Genomic DNA, 22,478 nt, shown 5'->3' with positions numbered 1-22,478 from the left:
TTAATTGTTTTTATTATTATTCTTTTTGATGAAAATATTGCCGATGTATAGCAGTACCAGCATAATAGTGAGTGTTCCTGCGAAGCTGGTAAACATATTGAGCGATACTAACGCCCCAAGTTCCCGGTTTGGAGGGAACACTGAAAAAAGTAATACCATAAAGCCTGCGATTACAACAATGGCATTAAATATTATAGCTTTACCTGAATGTGCCATAGTAAGTTGTGCCGCTTTATACTTATCGTTGTAATTAGCTGCATTTGTACGGTATTGTTCCAGAAAATGAACGGCATAATCAATACCGATACCTATTGCAATACTTGAAAGTAATGCTGTTGTTGTACTAAGAGGAATATTCAGGAAGCCCATAATGCCGAAACTGATAAGAGCCGTTATAATAATTGGAACAGCACTTATTAAACCGACCACAAGGTTTCTGAACATTAGAGACAACAAGATTATGATAATTAAAATGGACATGATTAGGCTTTTTATCTGACCTTCCAGAATGAGGTCTGTAAAAACAAGCCCTTTGTATCCGCTTCCTGCATAATTCATTGAAATATCAAGTGTTTCAAAATCATCTTCATAAGAATTAATTATATCAAGTGCGGCATTTATTGATTTTGAATCGTCCTTCTTTAACTGAAATGTAATGTTGAGTTTGGCGTAATCGTAATCTGCTACTTTGGTTAGGTTCTCCGGGTCACCTGACATTTCATAAAGTAAAAGGTACTGAGCTATCATCTCATTGCTGTTGGGTATCGTATTAAATGCTTCGTTATCGGAATTCATTACCTTGTTCATGCGTTTAATGTAATCGGTAAGTGAGAATTTATTGCCAACAACCTCCAATTGGGCATCCACATCCTGTTGCATTCTATCCACAAGTTTGAGTACTTCCGGATTTTTAAAAACATCTTTTTTGCCATTGGCATCCAAAATGAGATTTAATGTACTGGTACCGCCAAAATTTTCATTGATAAACTTATCTGTTTGAACAATATCGCTGTCTTTCTCAAACTTATCCAGGAAGCTGGAGTTAATCCATATTTTTTGCATTCCAACTATTGATATTGCAACAATAACAACTGTTGCCAGAATCGAAACATATTTATTCTTCACTATCCATGCAGCAGAACTATTTGCCAACTTTGAATGCGAATGTCCTTCCATATCATTATCAATATTAGCTTTTTTGACTTTTGGCAAACCAAAAATCATGATTCCGGCAGGCAAGAATATCAAGGAGAAAAACATGGCTGCCATTACTCCGAAAGCAGTAAAGATTCCGAAATATTTTACTGGATATACCTCCGATGTTAGCAATGAGATAAAGCCAACAGCAGTAGTAATTGAAGTCATAACCACAGGTTTCCACATGTGGTTGAGCATTTCGCTTACCGCTTCTTTTTTTGAAACTCCGGGATTGTGAGCCATATAGGTTTGAAGATGACTATATAAATGAATGCCATCGGCTACCCCTATGGCTATGAGCATTACCGGAATCATTGTTGAAACAGCGTAAATTGGAATTCCTACACTCGCCATTAGACCAAAAGCCCAAACTGTAGAAAGAAAAACCACGCCAAGAGTGATGAAAGTGCTTTTAATACTTCTTAAAGTGATGAAAAGAACAATTAGTATTACCAATATCACGATTGGAACCATTTTTTTCATATCAGCAGGGGCAAGCAACGCCATTTCGCCTTCAACAATTGGACGACCAGCTACATGGATAGTTATATCATCTGTTTCTGATTGTTTTACAGTTTTAAGAATATTGTTATAAAACTCTTGAGAAAACACATCATCGCCAATTTCTGCAATAATAACTGCAACCTGCTCGTTTGTGGATATAAAGCGTCCATAAACCATTTCATTTTCTCGAACACTTTTTCTCAGTTCCTGTAATTCTTCCTCTGCTTTTGGAACACGTTTGTAAAAGCGTTTCACATCCAGACTCCCATCTGACCCCACAATATTATCGGCATTATAAAGTGATTTTACATCATCTTTATCTATTTCTTCAAACTTCTGTAAGCGTTTGGTAAGCTGTTTCAGCGTATCAAGTGTTGCAGTGTTGTAAATGCCTGATTTGTTTTCAACAGCCACTACTATACCGTCTTTAATATTAAACCAACTTTCAGCTTCGTCACTATAAACAAACGCTGGGTGGTCTTTGGGCATGTATTCGTCCAAGTCGGTTTCCATGCGTGTATTCTCTTTCATTTCAGAAATAAAATACACAGAAATCATTGCAATGAATAACATGGTAAGCCATTTGTAGCGTAACAATTTTGTCAATAAATTTTCCATAATTTTATATGTTTGTTAATACTCACTAACTATTTGTTTAAAAAAAAACGATTCTATAAATCGCTTTCCTTATTGAGCAGTATTTCAGTTATAACAGTTTTGTTTGTTCCATTGGTTTGGGTGCTTTTACAACAAGAACACGAACATTATTTTCTGTGTTATTCGCAAAATAATGTGTTATATTCTTAGGGCTTTCGACTAAATTATCTTGAGGTACAGTCTGCTTTTCATCACCAATAAAAATATCAGGACTTCCTTCCAATACATAGAAAAATACATCAACGGGAGTTTTATGAGGTTTAAGACTTTCTCCCGGTTTCAACATAATATGAACCACTTGTGCATTGTCGTGATTATAAAGCTCTCGTGCATCAATCTTATGCGGAGTTTGCTTAATTTCTGTTTCTGAAACTTTTACAATTTTCATACGATTAAATATTTTATAATATTAGTTTAAATGAATTTACAAGCTTTGTTCCTTCTTCTTTTAAGTCGAAATTATAATTGTTTAAATCCCAACGTTTAATAAGCAAGCGAAAAGAACCTAAAAATATTATTGCAAGCGATGATTTATCAATATCCTGTCTTACATTGCCTGCTTCCTGTCCTTGCTCAATGATTGTTTCTATCTTCTGCAAATTCAGGTTTTGTATTTCGTTAATCTTTTCTTTCAGCATATTATCGTTTTTGAATATCTCTTCTGCAAATACAATAGGTATGATGGTAGGCTGTTCAGTAAAAACATCAAGCATTCTAAAAAAAATAAAGGCAATTTTTTCAACTGCGGGTTGCTCCTCATCAAAAGGTAATGACGACATCATTCCGGCCATTTCTTTGAAACTATCAAGTATTGCAACCAAAATAGCTGTTTTGCTTTCAAAATGACGATAAATTGCAGGTTCTGAAATACCTATTGCTTTAGATAAGTTTTTTATCGTAAAACCCTGAATACCTTTCAAAGCTATGAGTTTTATTGATTCTTCAATTATTTGTATTTGTCTTTCTGTTTGCATCATATTTCTTATTACGAAACAAAGTTAGTTAATGTTCGCTAACTTATGCTTTTTTTTCAATTAATTTTCATTAAAACCCCATATAACACTTACTGTCAGTAATTAAAGAAATTATTTTACCGAAACTTCTTTCTCCAAAGCAAATATCCGCTCAATACAACCATAACGCTTACCAATCCTGATAAGGGAACTAAGAGGATATAAAAATCACCAAGAAGAAAACGAAAGAAACGTCCCGTATGAATTTCGAGCGATAAGTTCCATAGTGACATTTTAGATTCTTTAAGAATATTATTAGGCATTTCAGGAAATTTCATTTCATGATATAAAGGAACTGCACCTTTATCGTAGTCTATCATATATTGCTTACCTCCCAAATCCGTTACTAATCCTGTAACTTTAAAATCACCAATAGGTCTGCCTGATGTATTGCCTACATGTAATTTACCCTGGGCATAATTATAAATTTCAGGATGAGCCGGATGCCATAAAAACAAACCACTGAACGAACCTATAATGTACGCCCCATCATTAAATGGCTCAAGCACGTTAATTCCCATAACACTTACAGGAGGCTGAATTTTAAAAGCAATTGGTGCAAGACGGTCTTTATCCATATAGAAGATACCTTCCGAAGTTGCCAGAAGGAATTCATTTCGTTCACTATCAAATTTTATGTCCCTTAATTTATCGTACCAGGGATTAGGCTGGTCGAGATGAGAATATTTTACAGGGCTTACTTTTGAATATGCAATTGCAATAAGTAGCGGAGGACGCAAGAACATACCTGTAAAAAACAAGACTATCAGGCACACAAATAACCAGGCTCCTGTTTTATTGTGCCACCTTAATGACCAACGATTAGTCTTTACAATTGATGTGACTGATTTCGTTTTCTTCTTTCTTCTCTTTATCCATCCCGGGAAAAAGAAATAAATAATTCCTGTCAACGATAAGAAAATGATTATTACTCCCAAAGCATCAACAAACAGCTTTCCGGGAATCCCCAAAATCTCACCTGAATGAATCTGCCACATGGTTTCAAAAAGTGAGACTTCATTTTTATAATCTCGTGGTTTTTTGAGTTCAATTTTCTCAAATTGGGTATTTATTCCTTCCGACTTACCTTTAAATAAATAGGAACGATTTAAAACATAGAGCGTATCGTTGACACATTCAATAGCCACAAAGCGTTTAATGTCAACATCCAATTCAAACTTTATCCATTGCTTTTTCTCCTTACTAAAAGCAAACAAACCAAATTGCGTTGCTGTATATAGATTTCCGTCATTTGATTGATACAGGTCAAAAACCTTACGGTTATCGCTTCCATTTGGGAAACCATAATTAAATGAACTATAATCAGTAAAATTAGAATCGGTAAGCCATACCCCAATATTACCATATACTAAAATGCTATCGCCATTTAAAATAATATTACCTTTTACTGCACTATTATTCCAATTCTGATAACGGAATTCTTTTGGAAGGTTGTTACGTGAAATATCAAAACCTGAGAAGAATTCACGATGATTCATAATGATGCCTGTAACCGAGAAATATAGTAGCAGAAAGGCAATGATTAGCCCTGGCCATTTATGTAGTTTCTTATAAAGTTTTCCCATAAAGTAATCTATCTGAGAGTTTGTTTTTATCTAAATAACAATTGCTTATATGCCTTAAAAGATAAATATTGTTATTTCTGTTTCTTGAAAATTTCTTAAATTTATCTAATGCAATATTAAAAAACAGAAAAATTGCAAGCTGTAACATATGGTACAGCTTCTTTGTTCTTGGTAACATATATTTGCATTAGAAGGTTGAGTATTCATTGTTTTGAAATAATGAATTTGTGGGGAGGATTGTTTAATGTAAAAACGAAATTTGAGGCTATGAGCATATTGAAAAAGATTTTACCTCCTGATAAATGGAAGATACCTGTCATTATCGTTTCAGCAATTCTCTTAGGTCTTTTTTTCTTTCTATTCTATGTCTCCAATGCATCATCTTACCTTTCCGATGACCCAAAAACCTGTGTAAATTGCCACATCATGGCTCCGCAATATGCTACATGGATGCACAGTTCTCATCGTGAATGGGCAAACTGTAACGATTGCCATGTACCTCACAATAATGTATTCAATAAATATTATTTCAAAGGAAAAGATGGAATGCGACACGCTTCAATCTTTACAATGCGTGCCGAGCCACAGGTTATACAAATAAAAGAAGAAGGTCATCATGTAGTGCAACAAAATTGTATTCGTTGCCATAGTAACCTTATTACCGATGCAAAAATGAATACCATTCATGCCGATTTTCATTCTGACAGAACTGACAGAACTTGTTGGGAATGCCATCGTGAAGTTCCTCATGGCAGAGTCAACAGCCTTTCGAGTACACCTAACGCTAAAGTGCCGTTACCCGAAAGTCCAGTGCCCGATTGGTTAAAAGAAGCATTAGAAGAAACAGAATAATAACATAGAACTAAAGATATGAAATCATTCAGCGAACAAATCAAAGAAAAACCTTGGAAAGGTTGGGTTCTTTTCCTTGGAACTATTGTAGTTGTATTCCTTTTAGGATTATTAGCATCGAGTGTTGTAGAAAGAAGAAGTGAAGCGGTGTTTGCCTATGCACCCAAAAACGATTTTTCTCAGTTTGAACCACGTAACGAAAAATGGGGAGCTAACTTTCCTCGTGAGTTTGAATCTTATTATCAAACCTCTGACACCATCTTTAGAAGTAAATACAATGGTTCTGCTACAATTGATGAATTAGAGGAAGACCCAAGAATGGTTGTTCTTTGGGCAGGATATGGTTTTTCAAAAGAATATAACCAAGGGAGAGGACATTATTATGCAGTAGAAGATGTTCGTAATATTCTTAGAACAGGAGCACCGAATGATAGTGTAAAAAGCCCTATGCCCAATACTTGTTGGACTTGTAAAAGCCCCGATGTTCCAAGAATGATGAATGAAGTTGGAATTGCAGAGTTCTATAAAGGTTCATGGGAAAAGTGGGGAGCTGAAATTGTGAATCCAATTGGTTGTGCCGATTGCCACGATGTAAATACTATGCAACTACGCATTTCTCGCCCTGCATTAATTGAAGCGTTTGAGCGACAAGGAAAGGATATTACAAAAGCTACACATCAGGAAATGAGAAGCCTGGTTTGTGCTCAATGCCATGTGGAATATTATTTCAATAAAAAGAAAATTGAAGGTGTTCCATATTTAACCTTCCCCTGGGATAATGGAATGTCTGTAGAACAAATGGAGGTTTATTACGATGATATGGAATTTGCTGATTGGACACATAAACTGAGTAAAGCCCCTATGTTAAAAGCCCAACACCCAGGTTATGAAACTTACTTAACAGGAGTGCATGCAGAACGTGGTGTATCTTGTGCTGATTGTCACATGCCATATAAAAGCCAAGGTGGTGTGAAATTTACAGACCATCACATTCAAAGTCCTCTTAATAATGTCGCCAATTCATGTCAGGTTTGTCACCGTGAAGAGGCTCATAAACTCATTGCCGATGTATATTCTCGTCAGGATAAGATTAAAGAAAATGTAAATATTCTAGAAGATTTATTGGTTAAAGCACACGTAGAAGCTAAAGCAGCATGGGATAAAGGTGCGAATGAAGAACAAATGCAAGCAATACTTATGGATATTCGACATGCTCAATGGCGTTGGGATTATTCCGTAGCCGCTCATGGCGCATCATTCCACTCACCTGTTGAAACAGGTCGTATTGTTTCATCGGGTATCAATATTGCACAAGAAGCAAGAATTAAGCTTACTCGGTTATTGGCACACCTTGGACACAATAAAGAAGTTGAAATGCCTGATATTTCGACCAAAGCGAAAGCCCAGAAATATATTGGTTTAGATATGGCTAAACTAAATTCTGACAAAGAAGAATTTTTAGGAACTGTAGTTCCACAATGGCTTGAAGAAGCCAGTCAAAGAGAATCGAAATATTAGAATAAATTACCTTGCAAAATACTAAAGAAAAAAAGAGCTTATGGGTGCTTCCCTGGAAGTATCCCGAAAGCTTCTTAATAGCTTTTGCCTTATTTTTGGCATCATTAGGAATTGAATTTATAACAGGTACTACTGCGCCTAAAATATCTTGGCCAGCCAACTTTGTTTCAATAGCACTATTAGCAAATTTATCGTTATTGCTATATCTGTTATCTAAAAAAAGAGCGGTTTTCAAATGGTTTTATAGTGTTCCGGCATCAATTGCCGGGATTACTTCATTCGTAGTACCTTCGTTATTGCTAGCCTTAATTCCGCAAAAACCATCAGATTCCTTATTCTTTCTGTATGATGTTACATCGAGCTGGACTTATACAATTGGAGTAGTTTTCTTTTTAATCATACTTGGAACAGTGACCATTAAACGCATCACAAAGCTTTCCAAGAGGAATATCGGTTTCTTTCTAAACCATTTCGGTTTATGGCTGTGTATTGCATCGGCTCATTTAGGTGCAGGAGACATACAAAAACTGAATATGTATCTTGAAGAAGGCAAAACTACTTGGTATGGAATTGAAAATGGAAACAGAACAGAAGAATTAAATTTTGCTATAAAGCTACGAGACTTCTCCATTGAAGAATACCCTGCAAAAATTGCTTTTGTGGAAAACAGTACCGGAGAGATAATCAACCAAAACAACAAACCTTTAATGATAGACCCACACGAGGGCTTACAATTCAACTATAAGGATTTTGATTTAAAGATTGACAAACTTTTAATGAGTTCAGCTCCTGTTATGAATAGGTTTGAGCCTGTTCTGGGTATGGGGGCAACTCAATCCTTAAAGATTCTAAAATCCAATAATGAAGCGATTGATACTATTTGGATTTCAAGTCCAAGCATTTTGTATCGTCAGGAAATGTATCAGATTGATTCAAGCACAATAATGCTTATGACCAAACCCGAAGCAAAACGTTTCCTGTCTGAAATTACGGTTTATGAAAAAGCCGGAGCTGTGTATGATACCATCATTGAGGTAAATAAACCAATCAAGATTGCCGGATGGAAGATTTATCAGACAAGTTATGATGAAACAATGGGACGTTGGTCAACGAAAAGCATTTTGGAACTGGTTAAAGACCCTTGGCTGCCATCGGTATATTTGGGATTCTTCTTACTCATTGCAGGAACTTTCTATTTGATATGGACTGGTAAAAGGAAGGAGGATGTGTAATGTGGCATAATTTTGAAATATTCGCAATTATTTCGTTGGCAACATGGATTCTGGCCATTGGCACTTCTCTTTCAGACAAGTTGGGCAAAATCGCCAATTTGACTGCAATCCTTGGTACTTTAAGCTTGGCTGTATTTATCGTTTTACTTTGGACAAATCTCCAACGCCCACCATTAAGAACTCTTGGAGAGACAAGACTTTGGTATTCATTCTTCCTGGCAATTTCAGGCTATGTAATATTTAAGCGATGGAAAATCAAGTTAATGCTTATGTATTCACTTGGTATGGCTATTCTATTTTTATTATTGAACTACCTAAATCCTGAAATTCACAGTAAAACACTCATGCCAGCATTGCAAAGCATTTGGTTTGTACCTCATGTAATTGTGTATATGATTGCTTACGCCTTATTAGGTTTATCTGCACTTTACGGATTGCTTGGATTATATGCAATTAGAAAAGATAATCTGAAAGAGGATTTTGTACTTAAAACAGATAACATCGTTTATATAGGCTTTGGCTTTCTTACGTTAGGACTAATATTCGGAGCTTTATGGGCAAAAGAAGCATGGGGGCATTATTGGACATGGGATCCCAAAGAAACATGGGCATTTCTCACATGGGCTGTTTATCTTATTCATATCCATTTCAGGATAAAAAGTAATTTAAGCCACAAAAGCGTTTTTCTGATTTTAATGTTTGCTTTTGTTGTTCTGCTTATTTGTTGGTTTGGTATTAACTACCTTCCGGCAGCACAAAATAGTGTGCATGTTTATTCTAGTTAAGCAGATGCCTTTATTTCAAATACAATTTTCCATTTCAACAATATGATACCCCTTAGATTCTATATCTGAGATAACTTCTTGCGTGGCATACTCAATATGGCAAAACTCACATTCTTTTGTGGTAAGTTTTTTCGATTTAACATCTTTGTATTTAAGGTATTCATGTCCATAGTGAAATATCACATTAGAATCCTTTACATTCTCCGGTACAATAATATCAAAGTGCATTTTTTTCCCATCGGTACGTTGCACATATGTATCCCAAACAGCTACTTTCATTTATATTCAATTTTAATTATTCCTGTGGGGCAACTTTCAACAGCCTCACGTATTTCATTTTCATATTTATCGTAATCAACACCAGGCATCACAATCATCTTATCGAATACTTTAAAGACTCGTGGAGCAAAAGATTGACATATTTTACACGCTACACATGTGTTGATATCATCGTCACGCCATATCTTATCAATTGCCATTTGAACAGGTTTTGATTATTGCATCTACATGTATCTTGGTTGTATTTAAAAAGGGTAATTCCAGATAATTGTCTTCGGTAAACATTAATGGAAATTCGGTACAGCCTAGAATTACTGAATCAACTTCATGTTGTTCCTTCAATTTGTTGACTATTTCAAGTATTTCCTGCCTTGTTTCTTCTTTAAATATTCCTAATTCTAGTTCGTTAAAGAGTCTTTGGTTTATAATCTCTATTTGCTTTTCATCAGGAACTACTATTTCAATATTGTGCAGATTGAATACTTTATGATAAAAGTCGTTTTGCATTGTGAATTTTGTACCTAATAATGCACATTTTTTCACTTCAATCTTCCTGGCTTGTTTAGCACATACATCAACAATGCTAATTAATGGTATGTTAACTTGCGCTTGAATTTCATTAAACAGTAAATGTGGAGTATTGGCACTTATTACAGCAAAGTCAGCCCCGGCATTTCTAATATTATCCACACATGAAGCGATATACGAAGCGGCATTAGTATATTTCCCTTCTTCAAGTAATCCAATAAACTTTGCCATATTAACGCTAAAAATTACAATCTCAGGATAATTCAAACTACCATCTCCGTTAATTTTATCGAAGCCTTTTATTATTTCTTTGTAATAATCCACGGTTGCTTCTGGTCCTAATCCGCCTAATATTCCAATTGTTTTCATTAGCTAAAGTTTTAATATTAATTCTGAATAATTGCTTGTTTGGATATGACCGGTCCCTCGGTAAATTATTTGTTATAAGTGCAATCAAAAGTAAAATACCAACACCAGTACTTACAGGATAAAGAATATAAAAATACCCCAAACTTAAGACCTTAGGGGTTCCCAGATTTGCGATTAATGCAGTTGCTCCTCCAGGCGGATGCAAGGTTTTTGTACATTGCATTGCAATTATTGAAATGGAAACAGCTAAGGCAGCATTTAGCCACAAAATATCAAAGCTGGATAAAAGTTTATATACACTTACTCCAATAAAGGCACTTATTAAATGTCCACCAATTAAATTTCGGGGTTGAGCCAATGGACTATTTGTTGCTCCATAAATTAATACTGCAGACGCTCCAAACGACCCTATTAAAAAGACTTTATCACTTACACTAAATGATGAAAATACTTCATGCGTAAAACCAATTATTCCAATACCTAAGAAAGCACCAATAAACGTCCATAGATGATCTTGTGGATTCACTAAGGTTTGACGATATATTATATACTTGACAACTCTATATCTTCGGTGTAAATTCTTCATTATTTCGATTAGCTTTAAAAGATAGTATAACAAGCAAAATAAGCTTTATAGCCTCAAAAATTATAAAAACCATATGGACAGAGGAACTCGAAGGCTGATTCCCTGCAATAATTTCTTCCGCTCTATGAACTAGGTTAGGTAATAACCAAATAGTTTGTAATAACAGAACCAAACTAATTAAGCAAATTAGAATATTTTCAGAAACAATTTTAAATACATGTCTTTTGTTTTGTAGAAATAATAGTAACCATATTATTAATAAAATGGTTAATTCTATCCTATTTAAAACAGTAAACACAAGGCTACCTATGCTTAATCCTATTTCTCTAGTAACTCCATCTGCCCTGAACTTTATCCAAGCTTCAAGAAAACTTATAGCACTTATTAGTCCAGCCCAAAATGGAAATAAGAAAGCTTTGAACTTTAAATACCAACTCATTCAATAATATCTCAAAAAATTACACAAAAATTAATTCATTCACATTCATTTCTTTGTTGAGAAGTAATTCTACTTCGGTGTATTTTTTATTCACCAACTCTTTCTGCTCATCAGATAACGCTTCCTCTGCCATAGGATAAAGAACATTATCTTCTTTATAAATATGGTCTCGCAAAAGCATTCCGTATCCTCGTGCATTTTGAATTATTTTATCGGTATTATTTTCAGAAACACCTTGTTCCATACCGTACACAAATGTTCGACCTTCATCATGCTCATGTAACATCACCGGAATAGGATTACAATGTAGATGTTCAACATTTTCCAACATGGCTTTAAAAAGAATGTCTTCTTCTTTTGCATGATGGAACTTGTCGGCATAGTTTTTTATAAAGTTGATTGTTTTCTGAAAAAAGCTAATGTCTAAAGTTTTACCTTTTTCTAGTTCGTCACATTCTGAATTTACAGCATCAATAACTTTTAAAATTATTTGGTGTTCGTCTGATAATATTTGAGTTATATTTTTCATTTTCTATTTTTTTAATCTATTTAAAACCGCTTCTCCCTGCTTAATCTTTTCTGATAAGGATTGTATTGTTTCTGTTTTCACTATTTCAAAAAATCCATCTCGAACAATTTTGTATTGCTCATGCAAAGGACAAGGATTATCATTATTGCATTGCTTAAGTCCAAAGCCACATTTGTGAAAACAAGCATCTCCTTCAACTACATGAATTACATCATAAAGCGTTAAGTTCGATTGATTGTCATTGAAAAAGAAACCTCCACCACGCCCTTTCATCGAATCCATCAGTTTATTCTTCGTAAGAGTTTGGAGAATTTTTGCTGTATAAGCTTCCGGAGCTTCAATTTCTTTTGCAATTTCACCAACACCAGGTCTCTTTTGTTCCCAATTTTTTAACTGAACAAAAACTAACGCTCTTATAGCATATTCTGTACTTTTAGATAGCATGTTTATTTATTTTAGTAATTCACTTTCCAAAAGTAAAGCTTTCTTAAACAGAATATTGTTTTCTAAATGAATATGACGATGTAAGTCGTTTTCAAATTCCTTTAGTGTCTGATAAGTAACTTGGTATGTACCACATCCATCAGGGGGGCATGTATATGAAGAAGTCAATTTTGATATTTTCTCAAAACGCTCACCTTCTGTTTGATGTTCTTCATGCATGGTATCAATAGTTTCGACTGCATCACCATATTCATCTTTTGCTGTTTTACCCTCCTTTTTTGACTTTACCATTTTTCTTATATAAGGAAATAAAATTAATTCTTCTTTCTTCATGTGTACACTAAGATTCTCTGCTGCACCATCAAACAATGCTTTTACTTCGTGTAACTCAGAATGATTTTCTCCATGCACATCACAAAGTTTTTGTAATTTTTGTTGAAGAAATGGAATGGTCTCACTTACATAAGTATGATGTCTTTTTTCAATGTAGTCGCAAAGTTCATTGAGTTCCAGCTCGTCGATGTACTTTGAATCAGGGTCATTTAGCTGGATTGTAGCAGTCAATTCCGGTATTAATTGTTCAATATTTATTCCACTCTTTTCACAGGCTTCATCAAGACTAATTCCCCCACCACAGCAAAAATCAATATTATTCTTTTCAAAAATTTGAGCTGTTTTAAAATTAGCTTTTACGATGTCTCCCACACTGGTTCTTGTATCAATATTCATATCGTTTTATTTTTTGTTTCTGCAAAGATATAGAATTTTTATAAAAGGACATCAATGTCCTTTTATAAAAATTCTATACATTTGTCAATACATTTTAAAATCAGATGAATTATGAATACAAAAAAACTTTGGATTGGATTTATCCTGGTTATGGTTATCTCCTTTGGAATTTTAGGTTATTACGGAAGGGAAATATATAGAGAAGCCCCACCAATACCTGAAAAAGTAGTTGATGGTAATGGAAATTTACTTTTCACAGGACAAAACATTAAGGATGGTCAGAATATTTGGCAATCAATTGGAGGACAGGAAGTAGGAACAGTTTGGGGGCATGGTGCGTATCAAGCTCCTGATTGGACTGCGGATTGGCTGCACCGTGAAGCTTTATATATCTTAAACCATTTTGCACAAACCGAGTTTGGCAAAAACTACAATGAGCTTGATGAAGAAAAAAAGGCAATGCTCGAAAAAAGGGTTCAAAAGGAAATGAGAACCAATACTTATAATACACAAACAAAAACTTTACATATTTCAAATATTCGAGCAGAGGCTATTAATGTTGTTGGTAGTCATTATTCCTCTCTTTTTATGGATGATGAAAATTTAGCAGAGCTACGAGAGGCATACGCTATTCCAGCGAATACTATAAAAGATAAAGAAAGAATGTCCAAAATGAATAATTTCTTCTTTTGGGCAACATGGTCAACAGTAACAGAACGTCCAGGGCAGGAAATAAGCTATACAAATAACTGGCCTCCTGAAAAGCTAGTTGCCAATGAACCTACAGGAGCATTACACCTTTGGACAGGTTTTAGTGTTATTATCCTTTTAGTAGGTATAGGATTGTTAGCTTGGTATTACGCTGCAAACAGAAAAGAAGAAGACGAACATGGCAATGTGCCGGAAGTCAATCCTCTCTCTGGTATTCAGCAAACACCTTCAATGAAAGCTACACTTAAATATTTTTGGGTGGTTACTGCTTTAATAATAGTACAAATTATTATGGGTGTAATAACAGCACACTACGGGGTAGAAGGAAATGGATTCTATGGGATTCCATTAGCTGATTTTTTACCTTATTCTGTTTCAAGAACATGGCATATACAATTGGCTATCTTTTGGATTGCCACATCATGGCTGGCAACAGGTCTTTTTATTGCTCCGGCAGTATCCGGGAAAGAACCAAAATTTCAGAAACTTGGAGTTGATGTATTGTTTGGTGCATTACTTGTAATCGTGGTTGGTTCTTTAGCAGGACAATGGATGGGGATTATGCAAAAATTAGGATTAGCACAAAACTTCTGGTTTGGTCATCAGGGTTATGAATATGTCGATTTAGGACGGTTCTGGCAAATTTTTCTTTTTGCAGGGCTGTTTATCTGGTTGTTTTTAATGGGTAGAGCATTACTACCAGCTCTGAAAGAACGCAACGAGAACCGTCACTTGCTACTTATGTTTTTAATTTCATCTATTGCCATTGCTGCATTTTATGGGGCTGGCTTAATGTGGGGACAACAAACACACCTGGCGGTTGCTGAGTATTGGAGATGGTGGGTTGTTCATCTTTGGGTAGAAGGATTCTTTGAGGTCTTCGCTACTGTTGCTATTGCATTTCTATTTGTTAGAATGCAGCTAATTAATGCAAAGGTTGCTACATCAAGTGTACTTTTCTCGACCATAATATTCTTATCAGGCGGAATTATCGGTACATTCCACCATTTGTATTTTACAGGAACACCAACGGCGGTTCTGGCACTTGGGGCAACTTTTAGTGCATTGGAAGTCGCCCCTCTGGTGTTTATGGGATTTGAAGCATATCACAATTTAAAACTTAGTCGTGTTACAAACTGGGTAAATGCTTACAAATGGCCTATATACTTTTTTATTGCAGTAGCATTTTGGAACCTGTTGGGTGCAGGGATATTTGGATTCTTAATCAACCCTCCAATAGCATTATATTACATGCAAGGACTTAATACTACACCTGTTCATGGACATACCGCTTTATTTGGAGTTTATGGCATGCTTGGGATTGGTCTAATGTTGTTTGTATTACGTGATATGAATTTAAAGGTAGATTGGAAAGAGAAACCGATTAAAATTGCATTCTGGTCAATGAATATTGGACTATTACTAATGGTGTTAATTAGTGTTCTTCCTGTTGGACTTGCACAGACTGTAGCAAGTGTTAAGCACGGTTTGTGGTATGCTCGTTCTGCTGAATTTTTAGGAACTCCAACAATGGAAACATTGCGCTGGTTACGTGCCATTGGAGACACAATCTTTGCCGTTGGAGCTTTATATCTTGGATATTTCATCTTTGGTTTAAAGGGTGGATGGTCACTTAAGAAGTAATCTATCTGTATAAAAAATAAAACTCCCGATTGAAATATCAGTCGGGAGTTTTTGTGTGCCCAGGGCGGGACTCGAACCCGCACGTACGTAGTACACGCGGCCCTCAACCGCGCCTGTCTACCAATTTCAGCACCTGGGCTGGTGACAGTAAAATTATCTTTTTACAGAATGTTTCCGAATTGTTTCCGAATAAATTCTGTATTTTTGTTTCAAGTTCTTTTAAAACCTAGTATTAATCAGCTATTGCAGCTCTTTAACACTAAATTTTCGTAAATGCCCCTCAAGCTGGCGTGTCTACCAATTTCACCACCTGGGCAAGAAAACCAAAACGAAAAAGAACCATTGTAGCAATAAGCCCCTTTTCAAATGTGAGTGCAAAACTAAAAAAATAATCAAAACATCAATCTTCGGAAGCATAAATTATTTTCAATGTGTAGAAAAGAAATAGTCAACATCTACTCAACCCACTCTTAATCAACGCAATTCCTTTATCTATCAAAAACATAGACAAGCAGCTTTCAGCTCATCCTTCAATGACAATCTAAACTTGCAACTCGATGCTTTTCTGCGGATATTTTAGTATTTTGGCGATCGACCTAATTTACCAAGTTATAAACGACTTGCAAACCGAACAACCTATGAAATCAATCCCGAACAGATCGTCTCGCTTGCTGCTTTTACTGAACTCACAAAAAGGAATTTTCCACGTCCCATCTTAAATTCGAACAACACACGATAACTTTTACTAAAACCCAACACACAATGAAAACTTTTCATCTCGTATTACTTATGATCCTCCTCTGCGGGATTCAAGCCGCAAACGCGCAAACTCCGATTGAAAAACACGGAGCGCTCACGATTGCCGACGGACAAATAGTTGATGCGCACGGCCAAGCACCGCAACTCCGTGGGCTTAGCTTTTCGTGGAGTATTTGGAACGGCCAAAAGTATTACAACACCAATGTTGTCGACTGGATTTGCTCCGATTTTAAAGTCAGCCTGATCCGGGTCTCCATGGGTATTGAGCCGGAAGGTGGCTTTCTGGACAATCCGGATTTTCAAAAAGAATTAGTTACTACGGTCTTTGATCGCGCCCTCGAAAACGGGGTTTATGTCCTGATCGACTGGCATGACCACCATGCAGAAAAGCATGTCGAAGCATCGAAAGCCTTTTTTGCTGAAATGGCACAGAAGTATGCAGGAAACCCGCAAGTGATCTACGAAATTTTCAACGAACCTGATTACCAAAGTTGGGAAGTGGTCAAAGATTATGCCTTACAGGTTATTTCTGTGATTCGTGAGTACGACGCAGAAAACCTGATTGTTGTGGGAAGCCCGCGCTGGGATCAGAATGTTGATGAGGCTGCCGATGATCCGATTACCGGCTACCAAAACATTTGCTATTCCTTCCATTTTTACGCGTCGGACAATAACCACCAGGAACAACTTCGCCAAAAGGCCGACTATGCCTTGTCTAAAGGATTGCCCCTGTTTGTTACCGAATGGGGTGTTGGCGAAGCAAATGGCGATGGCAAATTTGATATGGAACGCAACCGCATCTGGCTAAAATGGATGGAAGACCACCAACTAAGCTGGGCTTGCTGGAACATCACTGATAAAGAAGAAACAACCGCTTTTTTAAAGCCGGGAGCCAACATTAATGGCAACTGGACAGAGGACGAACTAACCCCAAACGGATTGTATTTGCGTAAAATATTGAATGATCTGAATGAATAGATCGGATTGAAAGAAAAAGCGGAGTTGAAAAATCATCAACTCCGCTTTTTGATTGGTTTTACCGGCGAATGATCACCATGGTTGCTCCGTAGCCGTATTCCTGGAAACTGGCATCCTGGTGCGCGTATTTTTTGTATTTGGTTGAAAGCTCGCGGCGCAGTTCTGTTTTCAGAACGCCGTTGCCCAAACCGTGGATGAAAACAACTTTCTTCACCGCGTTCGACGAAATAGCTTCCTCCATCTTTTCGCGGAACGTCTTCATTTGAATATCCAGCATATCTTTATTCGAAAGACCTGCGGTGTCGTCAATCAACTCGTGCATGTGTAAATCCACCTCCAACAACTCGGGCAATTCAACTTTTACCGGTTGCGGTGCGCGAGCGGGCTCCTTTTCACGGGCTGCTTGTTTCACATCCTTATCGGTTAACTCTTTCAACGCCTTTTCCATTTCCGACTCGTTCAGCTTGTAAAGCATGACTTTTCCGGAGAAGAAGTCGGACTGTTTGAAACTGCCTGACTTGTAAAACTTCACGGGGTTAATGGTGATGCGCTTGCGAAGCGGCTTTTCCAGCTTCGGCGATTTATCGCGGTAGAACATCATTTGGAACGCAAAAGCCGGAAGGCCTGCAATGTCGGCCTGCGACAGGGTGCCCAGCAGCAACTTGGTATTTGGCTCCAGTTTGCCCGCTTCCTGGGTTACATACTGCTCGTTCGCAAAATGGCTATAATGATAGAGGATGAAGAAATTACTGTCGTTAACCAGGTAAATCTTTGTTTGCCCGTCCAGCGGATTCCGTGCATTCTCGGGCAGAAAAGCCAGGTAAAACTTCGGCTCGTCGTTACCGCGAATAATGGTAATCGGTTCTTCAACCTTCACTTTTCGGTCTTCGGTCTTTGGCTTTTTCATGCCCTGGCGAATAAAATCGCTCACGTCCGGTTTCTTATCGCTGTTGGTCACGGCTTCCTGATCGATTTCATCCATGATAATTTCCGAAGTCATCACCGGTATTTCAAACCCATCTTCGTTTTCAACATGAACCATATTTTTGCCTACAATCTTGGTGATAATGCCACCACCTACGGCATTCATAAACTTAACCCGATCTCCTATTTGATACATAGCTTTCTATTTTGACACAAAAGTAACAAAAACTAAGTTGTGAGTTGCGAGTTATGAGTTTCGAGTTTCGAGTTGCAGGTTAACTGTTTTCGGAAACTAATAATTGATTACTTCACTCCCACTGTATGACGACCAGTAAATTCTCATTGCGAGCACCTCGAAGCAACCTCAAACAAGACTTGGCCACCAATGTTTCGAGTTTCGAGTTCCAAGTCTCTTTACTCCCTGCCCTCTGCTCTCTGCCCTTCGCCATTAGACCTTTTTTTGTAATTTTGCCGCCGATGGATAATATGAATACCAACACAAGCGTTTTCAACCTCAGTGCACAGGCGCTGAACTACGAATTGCCCGACGAGCGCATTGCCAAATACCCGTTGCCGCAGCGCGACCAGTCCAAATTGTTGGTTTGGCAAGATGGCAACATCACCGACTCGCGGTTTACTTCCCTACCCGATTTTTTGCCCGAGGGAAGCCTGTTGGTATTCAACAACACGAAGGTGATCCGGGCGCGCTTGTTGTTCCAAAAGGCGACCGGTGCCAACATCGAGATTTTTTGCCTCGACCCGCTGCAGCCGGCCGATTACCAAATCGCTTTTCAACAAACCGAAAGCTGTAGTTGGAATTGCATGGTGGGCAACCTGAAGAAATGGAAAAACGAAGTACTTGAAAAAGACCTTCAACTGAACGGAAAGACGGTTGCTTTTAAAGCTGAAAAGCTGAATCAAATTGACGGTTCGGTGCAGGTGAGATTTAGCTGGGATTGCCCCGAAGCCGATTTTGCCAGCCTGATTGAGGCCGCCGGCATTTTACCCATTCCTCCCTACCTGCACCGCGATACCGAGGAAAGCGATATTGAACGTTACCAAACGATTTACTCTAAAATAAAAGGATCGGTGGCCGCACCAACAGCGGGACTACACTTTACCGACGCTGTTTTTTCAAGTTTGAAGAATAAACAGGTTGAGTGCGAAGAAGTAACCCTGCATGTGGGCGCCGGAACCTTTAAACAGGTGAAAGCCGACACCATTGGCGAACACGAAATGCACGCCGAGCAGATTATTGTTCGCCGCGATCTGATTGAAAAACTGCTGGATCACCAAGGCAAATTGCTTGCCGTTGGAACCACCTCGATCCGCACACTGGAAAGTTTGTACTGGCTCGGGGTGAAACTACTGCAAAAGCCCGATAGCGCCCTCAACGAGCTGGATATTGAGCAGTGGCTGCCCTACGAAACTGAAAAGAGCTACTCGAAGCAGGAATCGCTCGAAGCCATTCTTGCCTACATGTTGAAGAACGGATTGCCGGTTATTGGCGCGCATACCAAAATCATCATTGTGCCGGGCTACCAATTCCGGATTGTGGAGGGAATGATTACCAATTTTCACCAGCCACAAAGTACATTATTGCTGCTTATCTCTGCTTTTATCGGCAACGACTGGCTGCGTGTGTACGACCATGCGCTGGCCAACGATTATCGTTTCCTGAGCTACGGCGACAGCAACCTCTACTTGAAAGCATAAAAAAAGGAGCATCGCTGCTCCTTCAATATCTTGATTTTATTGTTCGCTATTTCACGGTGGCACTTTCCACAATCACATCGTAGAAATAACCAGCACCAAAATCTTTATCCAGTGCAACCGTTCCCTGCATGGTCACCACGTCGCCAACAGCCACTTCGGCGTCGGTAGTCAACGTCAGATCATAAGATCCATCTGCGTTGGTACCATCCTGGATGTGCACCCAGTTGCGGCCCATGATACCGTTGTTCACTTTCACCACTTTACCGCTGACAATCACGTCTTTTCCCGAATAATCGGCCTTGTTTTCGAATAACGAAGCAATGGTGATTCCTCCTTCTGCCGGCGCAACCGAAATCGATTCATCCTGATCAACAGACTGGCGTCCAGGCGCAGTTCCGTGCGGATTTTTCATACTCATCGTGCTGGCATCCTTTGTGGTACTCAACTTCTGAACGAAAAATACGCTGGCAAAAATGGTATCGAGGTCGTTACTTTTAAATTCTTTCATTTCCATCGCATCGGCGAAGAAATAAGTTCCGCCAACTTCAGGCTCCATCTTGTCCACAGCAATCCAGTAATCCTGGTCGCCTTCGCTAACCAACAGGTAAGTATAAGCATTGGCCTGCAACGCCTTTTTAACCGCAACCGCGTGCACCATCTCACTACCGGCACTGGTATCCAAGGGTTGAACAGCTTCTTTTTTCTTTTTCACACAGGAAGTCATCAGCACAACTCCCATCATCATCACGGCAAAAAATCTCATGTTCATTACTTTAAAGTTTTTATTCTTGATTTAGATTTCATCAGTTAACTAACAAAATAACCATGGAAAGTTAATCAAAGATTTGAGAATTCTGAATTCAAAACCGTTTTGTCAAATTGATATATATCCGGTTGTAATGATCCCTTTTCTCGAAAGTAGCCTCATAATTCAGGGAAAGCGCGAGTTTGCGGGTAATTTGCCAAGTCAAATCGATTTCTGCTTCATGCTGAAGAAGGCTGCTTTCGGATCCAGGAAACCGGTAGTCAACATAACGATACCCCACCGCAGATGAAAGTTTATCATCCAGAAAATCTTTATAAACCCGTAGTCCAAAAACTGAACCGTCAACATAAACCGTCTTCAATACGTTGGCTGACAGTGTGAAAGTTGCGTCAATCCCCGGAACTTGGTTAAAGGATAAAAAGCTGTAAAATGAAGTGGATGATTTGGGATCGGAATCCCGTTTCCGATAGTTCGCATTGAATCCGATGGTTATGAGCTGGAATGGACGGTAATTTACGCGAAACTGAACACCCTGCCGGGTCGCTTCTTCCATTAGCTGATCAACGAGGCTCTTAAATGTCTCGTAGTAAATCACATTTTTACGGTTATCGTAAGAAGCATCTAACCAAAGCTGCTGATTAAACCGGTAGCGCGCCGAAATGTAGAAACTCGTCAACCGAAACGTATTGGTAGAAATGTTGTCGTGATTCTGGTACAAATCAACTTCGCTCGACAGAAACAAAAACAGGTTTCTTGCCAACGAATTACTGTGCTGCAAGTACAGAAAGCGCCGGTCGGTTTTGCCATTGTTGGTTTGGTTGAAAAAAGCAAGCGAGCTACGCACTGCTCCTTCTTCATTTTCGGATTGATGGGCGATGTAAGCTCCGTATTCCAACAAATCTGCGTTGAAACCATAGTCTGAATAGTCGGGGCGAAAACCGGCAATAGCTCCCGCGCGGAAATGTTCGGAACCGGTTTCGAACTGAAGTCCGTCGATAGCGCCAACATTCGAAAGATTGGGATTGGTTTTCCGCCCCAAACAAATTTCTGACTGTTCCCCTGCCTGATAACGAACCGCCAAACTGTAAATTTTCAGTGCATTAAAAAGGTTATCCTGAACAGCCGCCCAATCAGAGCTTAAAAAGCTAAAGTTGGTGTACGTTTCAGCAGAAAAACGACTGTTATTGATATGATTCGCTTGTAAGGAAAGACTGAATCTCATCCGATGAGAATCAGATGAAGTTGCATTTGACAGCGAGGAATAAGAGGAAAGCGAAATTCGGCCACGAATATTCTGCTTAAACTCACCTCCTTTTTTTGTTTGAACGACACTGTCTGAGGCAGCGACTAACTCTTCATCCGGAGAAACAGACTTCTCGGATTCTACTTTTTCCTCCGCCTTTATTGTTATCGCCGAACGCCCAACAACTTCCTGACCAAGTGACACTACATTTCCGGGGAATGGCTTACCCACGGCCGAATAACTCGATTTTGACTCAATCACCATCAAAGGTTTCATCTGGCCGTCCGTTTGAATAAAGATGGTGTCACCCACCTGTAAATCATTCGCACCGTCGAAACGCGCATAAACATGCTGGCTGGTCACATAAGTCACCTTTCCTGTGAAATCCTTTTGCGCCCGACCGGAAACCGACATGCAAAGAAATAACACCAATAGAATGCCGTGAATCTGATAGCTTCGATATTGCCGATGTTTATGCATGTCTGGTGTC

Annotated in this window: 22 protein-coding genes and 1 tRNA gene; 7 read left to right on the top strand and 16 right to left on the bottom strand. The window is 38.2% G+C overall.

The window, feature by feature from the left end; translation table 11 throughout:
• The 4 genes from BC643_RS00565 to BC643_RS00550 form a co-directional block, all read right to left on the bottom strand.
• Positions 1–2,319 (bottom strand): efflux RND transporter permease subunit, encoded by a 2,319-nt coding sequence (locus BC643_RS00565; RefSeq protein WP_120271231.1) that lies wholly within the window; start codon positions 2,317–2,319, stop codon positions 1–3.
• A gap of 88 nt (positions 2,320–2,407) precedes the next feature.
• Positions 2,408–2,746: a cupin domain-containing protein gene (locus tag BC643_RS00560; protein ID WP_120271230.1), complete on the bottom strand. Its 339-nt coding sequence runs from the start codon at positions 2,744–2,746 to the stop codon at positions 2,408–2,410.
• A 13-nt stretch (positions 2,747–2,759) separates the two neighbouring features.
• Positions 2,760–3,335, bottom strand: a complete 576-nt coding sequence (locus BC643_RS00555; RefSeq protein ID WP_120271229.1) for a TetR/AcrR family transcriptional regulator — start codon at positions 3,333–3,335, stop codon at positions 2,760–2,762.
• A 113-nt stretch (positions 3,336–3,448) separates the two neighbouring features.
• Positions 3,449–4,957: a PepSY-associated TM helix domain-containing protein gene (locus BC643_RS00550; protein ID WP_120271228.1), complete on the bottom strand. Its 1,509-nt coding sequence runs from the start codon at positions 4,955–4,957 to the stop codon at positions 3,449–3,451.
• A 267-nt stretch (positions 4,958–5,224) separates the two neighbouring features.
• On the opposite strand from BC643_RS00550, the gene nrfH reads away from it, so the two are divergent.
• Genes nrfH through BC643_RS00530 form a run of 4 tightly spaced genes read left to right on the top strand, consistent with a single transcriptional unit; the run spans position 5,225 to position 9,344 of the window.
• On the top strand, positions 5,225–5,809 hold the full coding sequence (nrfH, locus tag BC643_RS00545) for a cytochrome c nitrite reductase small subunit (protein WP_107824060.1): 585 nt from the start codon (positions 5,225–5,227) through the stop codon (positions 5,807–5,809).
• 18 nt (positions 5,810–5,827) lie between these two features.
• The gene (gene nrfA, locus BC643_RS00540) at positions 5,828–7,327 is read left to right on the top strand and encodes an ammonia-forming cytochrome c nitrite reductase (RefSeq protein WP_107824057.1); all 1,500 of its coding nucleotides are present in this window, start codon (positions 5,828–5,830) and stop codon (positions 7,325–7,327) included.
• Positions 7,328–7,338: 11 nt separating this feature from the next.
• On the top strand, positions 7,339–8,559 hold the full coding sequence (locus BC643_RS00535) for a cytochrome c biogenesis protein ResB (RefSeq protein WP_120271227.1): 1,221 nt from the start codon (positions 7,339–7,341) through the stop codon (positions 8,557–8,559).
• Entirely contained in the window at positions 8,559–9,344 is a 786-nt protein-coding gene (locus tag BC643_RS00530; protein ID WP_120271226.1) for a cytochrome c biogenesis protein, read from the top strand. Before BC643_RS00535 ends, BC643_RS00530 begins: the two co-directional genes overlap by 1 nt.
• 15 nt (positions 9,345–9,359) lie before the next feature.
• Here the strand turns inward: BC643_RS00530 and BC643_RS00525 are convergent, their stop codons facing one another.
• Genes BC643_RS00525 through ric form a run of 8 tightly spaced genes read right to left on the bottom strand, consistent with a single transcriptional unit; the run spans position 9,360 to position 13,247 of the window.
• Entirely contained in the window at positions 9,360–9,623 is a 264-nt protein-coding gene (locus tag BC643_RS00525; protein WP_120271225.1) for a DUF2024 family protein, read from the bottom strand.
• Positions 9,620–9,823 (bottom strand): ferredoxin, encoded by a 204-nt coding sequence (locus tag BC643_RS00520; protein WP_120271224.1) that lies wholly within the window; start codon positions 9,821–9,823, stop codon positions 9,620–9,622. The genes BC643_RS00525 and BC643_RS00520 overlap by 4 nt, the downstream gene beginning before the upstream one ends.
• Complete coding sequence (locus tag BC643_RS00515; RefSeq protein ID WP_120271223.1) at positions 9,813–10,520, bottom strand: aspartate/glutamate racemase family protein; 708 nt, start codon at positions 10,518–10,520, stop codon at positions 9,813–9,815. Before BC643_RS00515 ends, BC643_RS00520 begins: the two co-directional genes overlap by 11 nt.
• Positions 10,438–11,106 (bottom strand): HPP family protein, encoded by a 669-nt coding sequence (locus BC643_RS00510; protein WP_120271222.1) that lies wholly within the window; start codon positions 11,104–11,106, stop codon positions 10,438–10,440. The genes BC643_RS00515 and BC643_RS00510 overlap by 83 nt, the downstream gene beginning before the upstream one ends.
• Positions 11,081–11,545: a hypothetical protein gene (locus tag BC643_RS00505; RefSeq protein WP_120271221.1), complete on the bottom strand. Its 465-nt coding sequence runs from the start codon at positions 11,543–11,545 to the stop codon at positions 11,081–11,083. Before BC643_RS00505 ends, BC643_RS00510 begins: the two co-directional genes overlap by 26 nt.
• A gap of 19 nt (positions 11,546–11,564) precedes the next feature.
• Positions 11,565–12,074, bottom strand: a complete 510-nt coding sequence (locus BC643_RS00500; protein ID WP_120271220.1) for a hemerythrin domain-containing protein — start codon at positions 12,072–12,074, stop codon at positions 11,565–11,567.
• 3 nt (positions 12,075–12,077) lie between these two features.
• Positions 12,078–12,518: an RrF2 family transcriptional regulator gene (locus tag BC643_RS00495; protein WP_120271219.1), complete on the bottom strand. Its 441-nt coding sequence runs from the start codon at positions 12,516–12,518 to the stop codon at positions 12,078–12,080.
• Positions 12,519–12,524: 6 nt separating this feature from the next.
• Positions 12,525–13,247 carry an iron-sulfur cluster repair di-iron protein gene (gene ric, locus BC643_RS00490; RefSeq protein WP_120271218.1) on the bottom strand — a complete coding sequence of 241 codons (723 nt, stop codon included), beginning with the start codon at positions 13,245–13,247 and terminating at the stop codon, positions 12,525–12,527.
• 111 nt (positions 13,248–13,358) lie between these two features.
• Here ric and BC643_RS00485 point away from each other — a divergent pair, with 111 nt between their 5' ends.
• Positions 13,359–15,602 (top strand): nitric-oxide reductase large subunit, encoded by a 2,244-nt coding sequence (locus BC643_RS00485; RefSeq protein WP_120271217.1) that lies wholly within the window; start codon positions 13,359–13,361, stop codon positions 15,600–15,602.
• 56 nt (positions 15,603–15,658) lie between these two features.
• Here the strand turns inward: BC643_RS00485 and BC643_RS00480 are convergent.
• A tRNA-Leu gene (locus BC643_RS00480) sits at positions 15,659–15,741 on the bottom strand.
• A gap of 623 nt (positions 15,742–16,364) precedes the next feature.
• Between BC643_RS00480 and BC643_RS00475 the strand changes: the two genes are divergently transcribed.
• Positions 16,365–17,339, top strand: coding sequence for a glycoside hydrolase family 5 protein (locus BC643_RS00475; RefSeq protein WP_120271216.1), 975 nt, complete (start codon positions 16,365–16,367; stop codon positions 17,337–17,339).
• A 58-nt stretch (positions 17,340–17,397) separates the two neighbouring features.
• On the opposite strand, the gene BC643_RS00470 is transcribed toward BC643_RS00475, so the two are convergent.
• A complete protein-coding gene (locus tag BC643_RS00470) occupies positions 17,398–18,459 on the bottom strand; it encodes a Smr/MutS family protein (RefSeq protein ID WP_120271215.1) in 1,062 nt (353 codons plus the stop codon).
• A gap of 281 nt (positions 18,460–18,740) precedes the next feature.
• Between BC643_RS00470 and BC643_RS00465 the strand changes: the two genes are divergently transcribed.
• Positions 18,741–19,979, top strand: a complete 1,239-nt coding sequence (locus tag BC643_RS00465; protein WP_245994828.1) for an S-adenosylmethionine:tRNA ribosyltransferase-isomerase — start codon at positions 18,741–18,743, stop codon at positions 19,977–19,979.
• 46 nt (positions 19,980–20,025) lie between these two features.
• On the opposite strand, the gene BC643_RS00460 is transcribed toward BC643_RS00465, so the two are convergent.
• Positions 20,026–20,748, bottom strand: coding sequence for a GW dipeptide domain-containing protein (locus BC643_RS00460; protein WP_120271214.1), 723 nt, complete (start codon positions 20,746–20,748; stop codon positions 20,026–20,028).
• A gap of 91 nt (positions 20,749–20,839) precedes the next feature.
• Entirely contained in the window at positions 20,840–22,468 is a 1,629-nt protein-coding gene (locus tag BC643_RS00455; RefSeq protein WP_147377092.1) for a porin family protein, read from the bottom strand.
• Between the last annotated feature and the right edge of the window lie 10 nt (positions 22,469–22,478).

It is taken from the genome of Mangrovibacterium diazotrophicum, assembly GCF_003610535.1.
GTDB lineage: Bacteria > Bacteroidota > Bacteroidia > Bacteroidales > Prolixibacteraceae > Mangrovibacterium > Mangrovibacterium diazotrophicum.
Note: the sequence above shows the minus strand (reverse complement) of the source record. Positions and strands in the feature narration are given on the sequence as shown.

What these genes read in the sequence shown, in the direction of transcription:
- BC643_RS00565 (WP_120271231.1), bottom strand. Translation starts at nt 2,319, where the DNA reads ATGGAAAATTTATTGACAAAATTGTTACGCTACAAATGGCTTACCATG.
- BC643_RS00560 (WP_120271230.1), bottom strand. Translation starts at nt 2,746, where the DNA reads ATGAAAATTGTAAAAGTTTCAGAAACAGAAATTAAGCAAACTCCGCAT.
- BC643_RS00555 (WP_120271229.1), bottom strand. Translation starts at nt 3,335, where the DNA reads ATGATGCAAACAGAAAGACAAATACAAATAATTGAAGAATCAATAAAA.
- BC643_RS00550 (WP_120271228.1), bottom strand. Translation starts at nt 4,957, where the DNA reads ATGGGAAAACTTTATAAGAAACTACATAAATGGCCAGGGCTAATCATT.
- nrfH (WP_107824060.1), top strand. Translation starts at nt 5,225, where the DNA reads ATGAGCATATTGAAAAAGATTTTACCTCCTGATAAATGGAAGATACCT.
- nrfA (WP_107824057.1), top strand. Translation starts at nt 5,828, where the DNA reads ATGAAATCATTCAGCGAACAAATCAAAGAAAAACCTTGGAAAGGTTGG.
- BC643_RS00530 (WP_120271226.1), top strand. Translation starts at nt 8,559, where the DNA reads ATGTGGCATAATTTTGAAATATTCGCAATTATTTCGTTGGCAACATGG.
- BC643_RS00525 (WP_120271225.1), bottom strand. Translation starts at nt 9,623, where the DNA reads ATGAAAGTAGCTGTTTGGGATACATATGTGCAACGTACCGATGGGAAA.
- BC643_RS00520 (WP_120271224.1), bottom strand. Translation starts at nt 9,823, where the DNA reads ATGGCAATTGATAAGATATGGCGTGACGATGATATCAACACATGTGTA.
- BC643_RS00515 (WP_120271223.1), bottom strand. Translation starts at nt 10,520, where the DNA reads ATGAAAACAATTGGAATATTAGGCGGATTAGGACCAGAAGCAACCGTG.
- BC643_RS00510 (WP_120271222.1), bottom strand. Translation starts at nt 11,106, where the DNA reads ATGAAGAATTTACACCGAAGATATAGAGTTGTCAAGTATATAATATAT.
- BC643_RS00505 (WP_120271221.1), bottom strand. Translation starts at nt 11,545, where the DNA reads ATGAGTTGGTATTTAAAGTTCAAAGCTTTCTTATTTCCATTTTGGGCT.
- BC643_RS00500 (WP_120271220.1), bottom strand. Translation starts at nt 12,074, where the DNA reads ATGAAAAATATAACTCAAATATTATCAGACGAACACCAAATAATTTTA.
- BC643_RS00495 (WP_120271219.1), bottom strand. Translation starts at nt 12,518, where the DNA reads ATGCTATCTAAAAGTACAGAATATGCTATAAGAGCGTTAGTTTTTGTT.
- ric (WP_120271218.1), bottom strand. Translation starts at nt 13,247, where the DNA reads ATGAATATTGATACAAGAACCAGTGTGGGAGACATCGTAAAAGCTAAT.
- BC643_RS00485 (WP_120271217.1), top strand. Translation starts at nt 13,359, where the DNA reads ATGAATACAAAAAAACTTTGGATTGGATTTATCCTGGTTATGGTTATC.
- BC643_RS00475 (WP_120271216.1), top strand. Translation starts at nt 16,365, where the DNA reads ATGAAAACTTTTCATCTCGTATTACTTATGATCCTCCTCTGCGGGATT.
- BC643_RS00470 (WP_120271215.1), bottom strand. Translation starts at nt 18,459, where the DNA reads ATGTATCAAATAGGAGATCGGGTTAAGTTTATGAATGCCGTAGGTGGT.
- BC643_RS00465 (WP_245994828.1), top strand. Translation starts at nt 18,741, where the DNA reads ATGGATAATATGAATACCAACACAAGCGTTTTCAACCTCAGTGCACAG.
- BC643_RS00460 (WP_120271214.1), bottom strand. Translation starts at nt 20,748, where the DNA reads ATGAACATGAGATTTTTTGCCGTGATGATGATGGGAGTTGTGCTGATG.
- BC643_RS00455 (WP_147377092.1), bottom strand. Translation starts at nt 22,468, where the DNA reads ATGCATAAACATCGGCAATATCGAAGCTATCAGATTCACGGCATTCTA.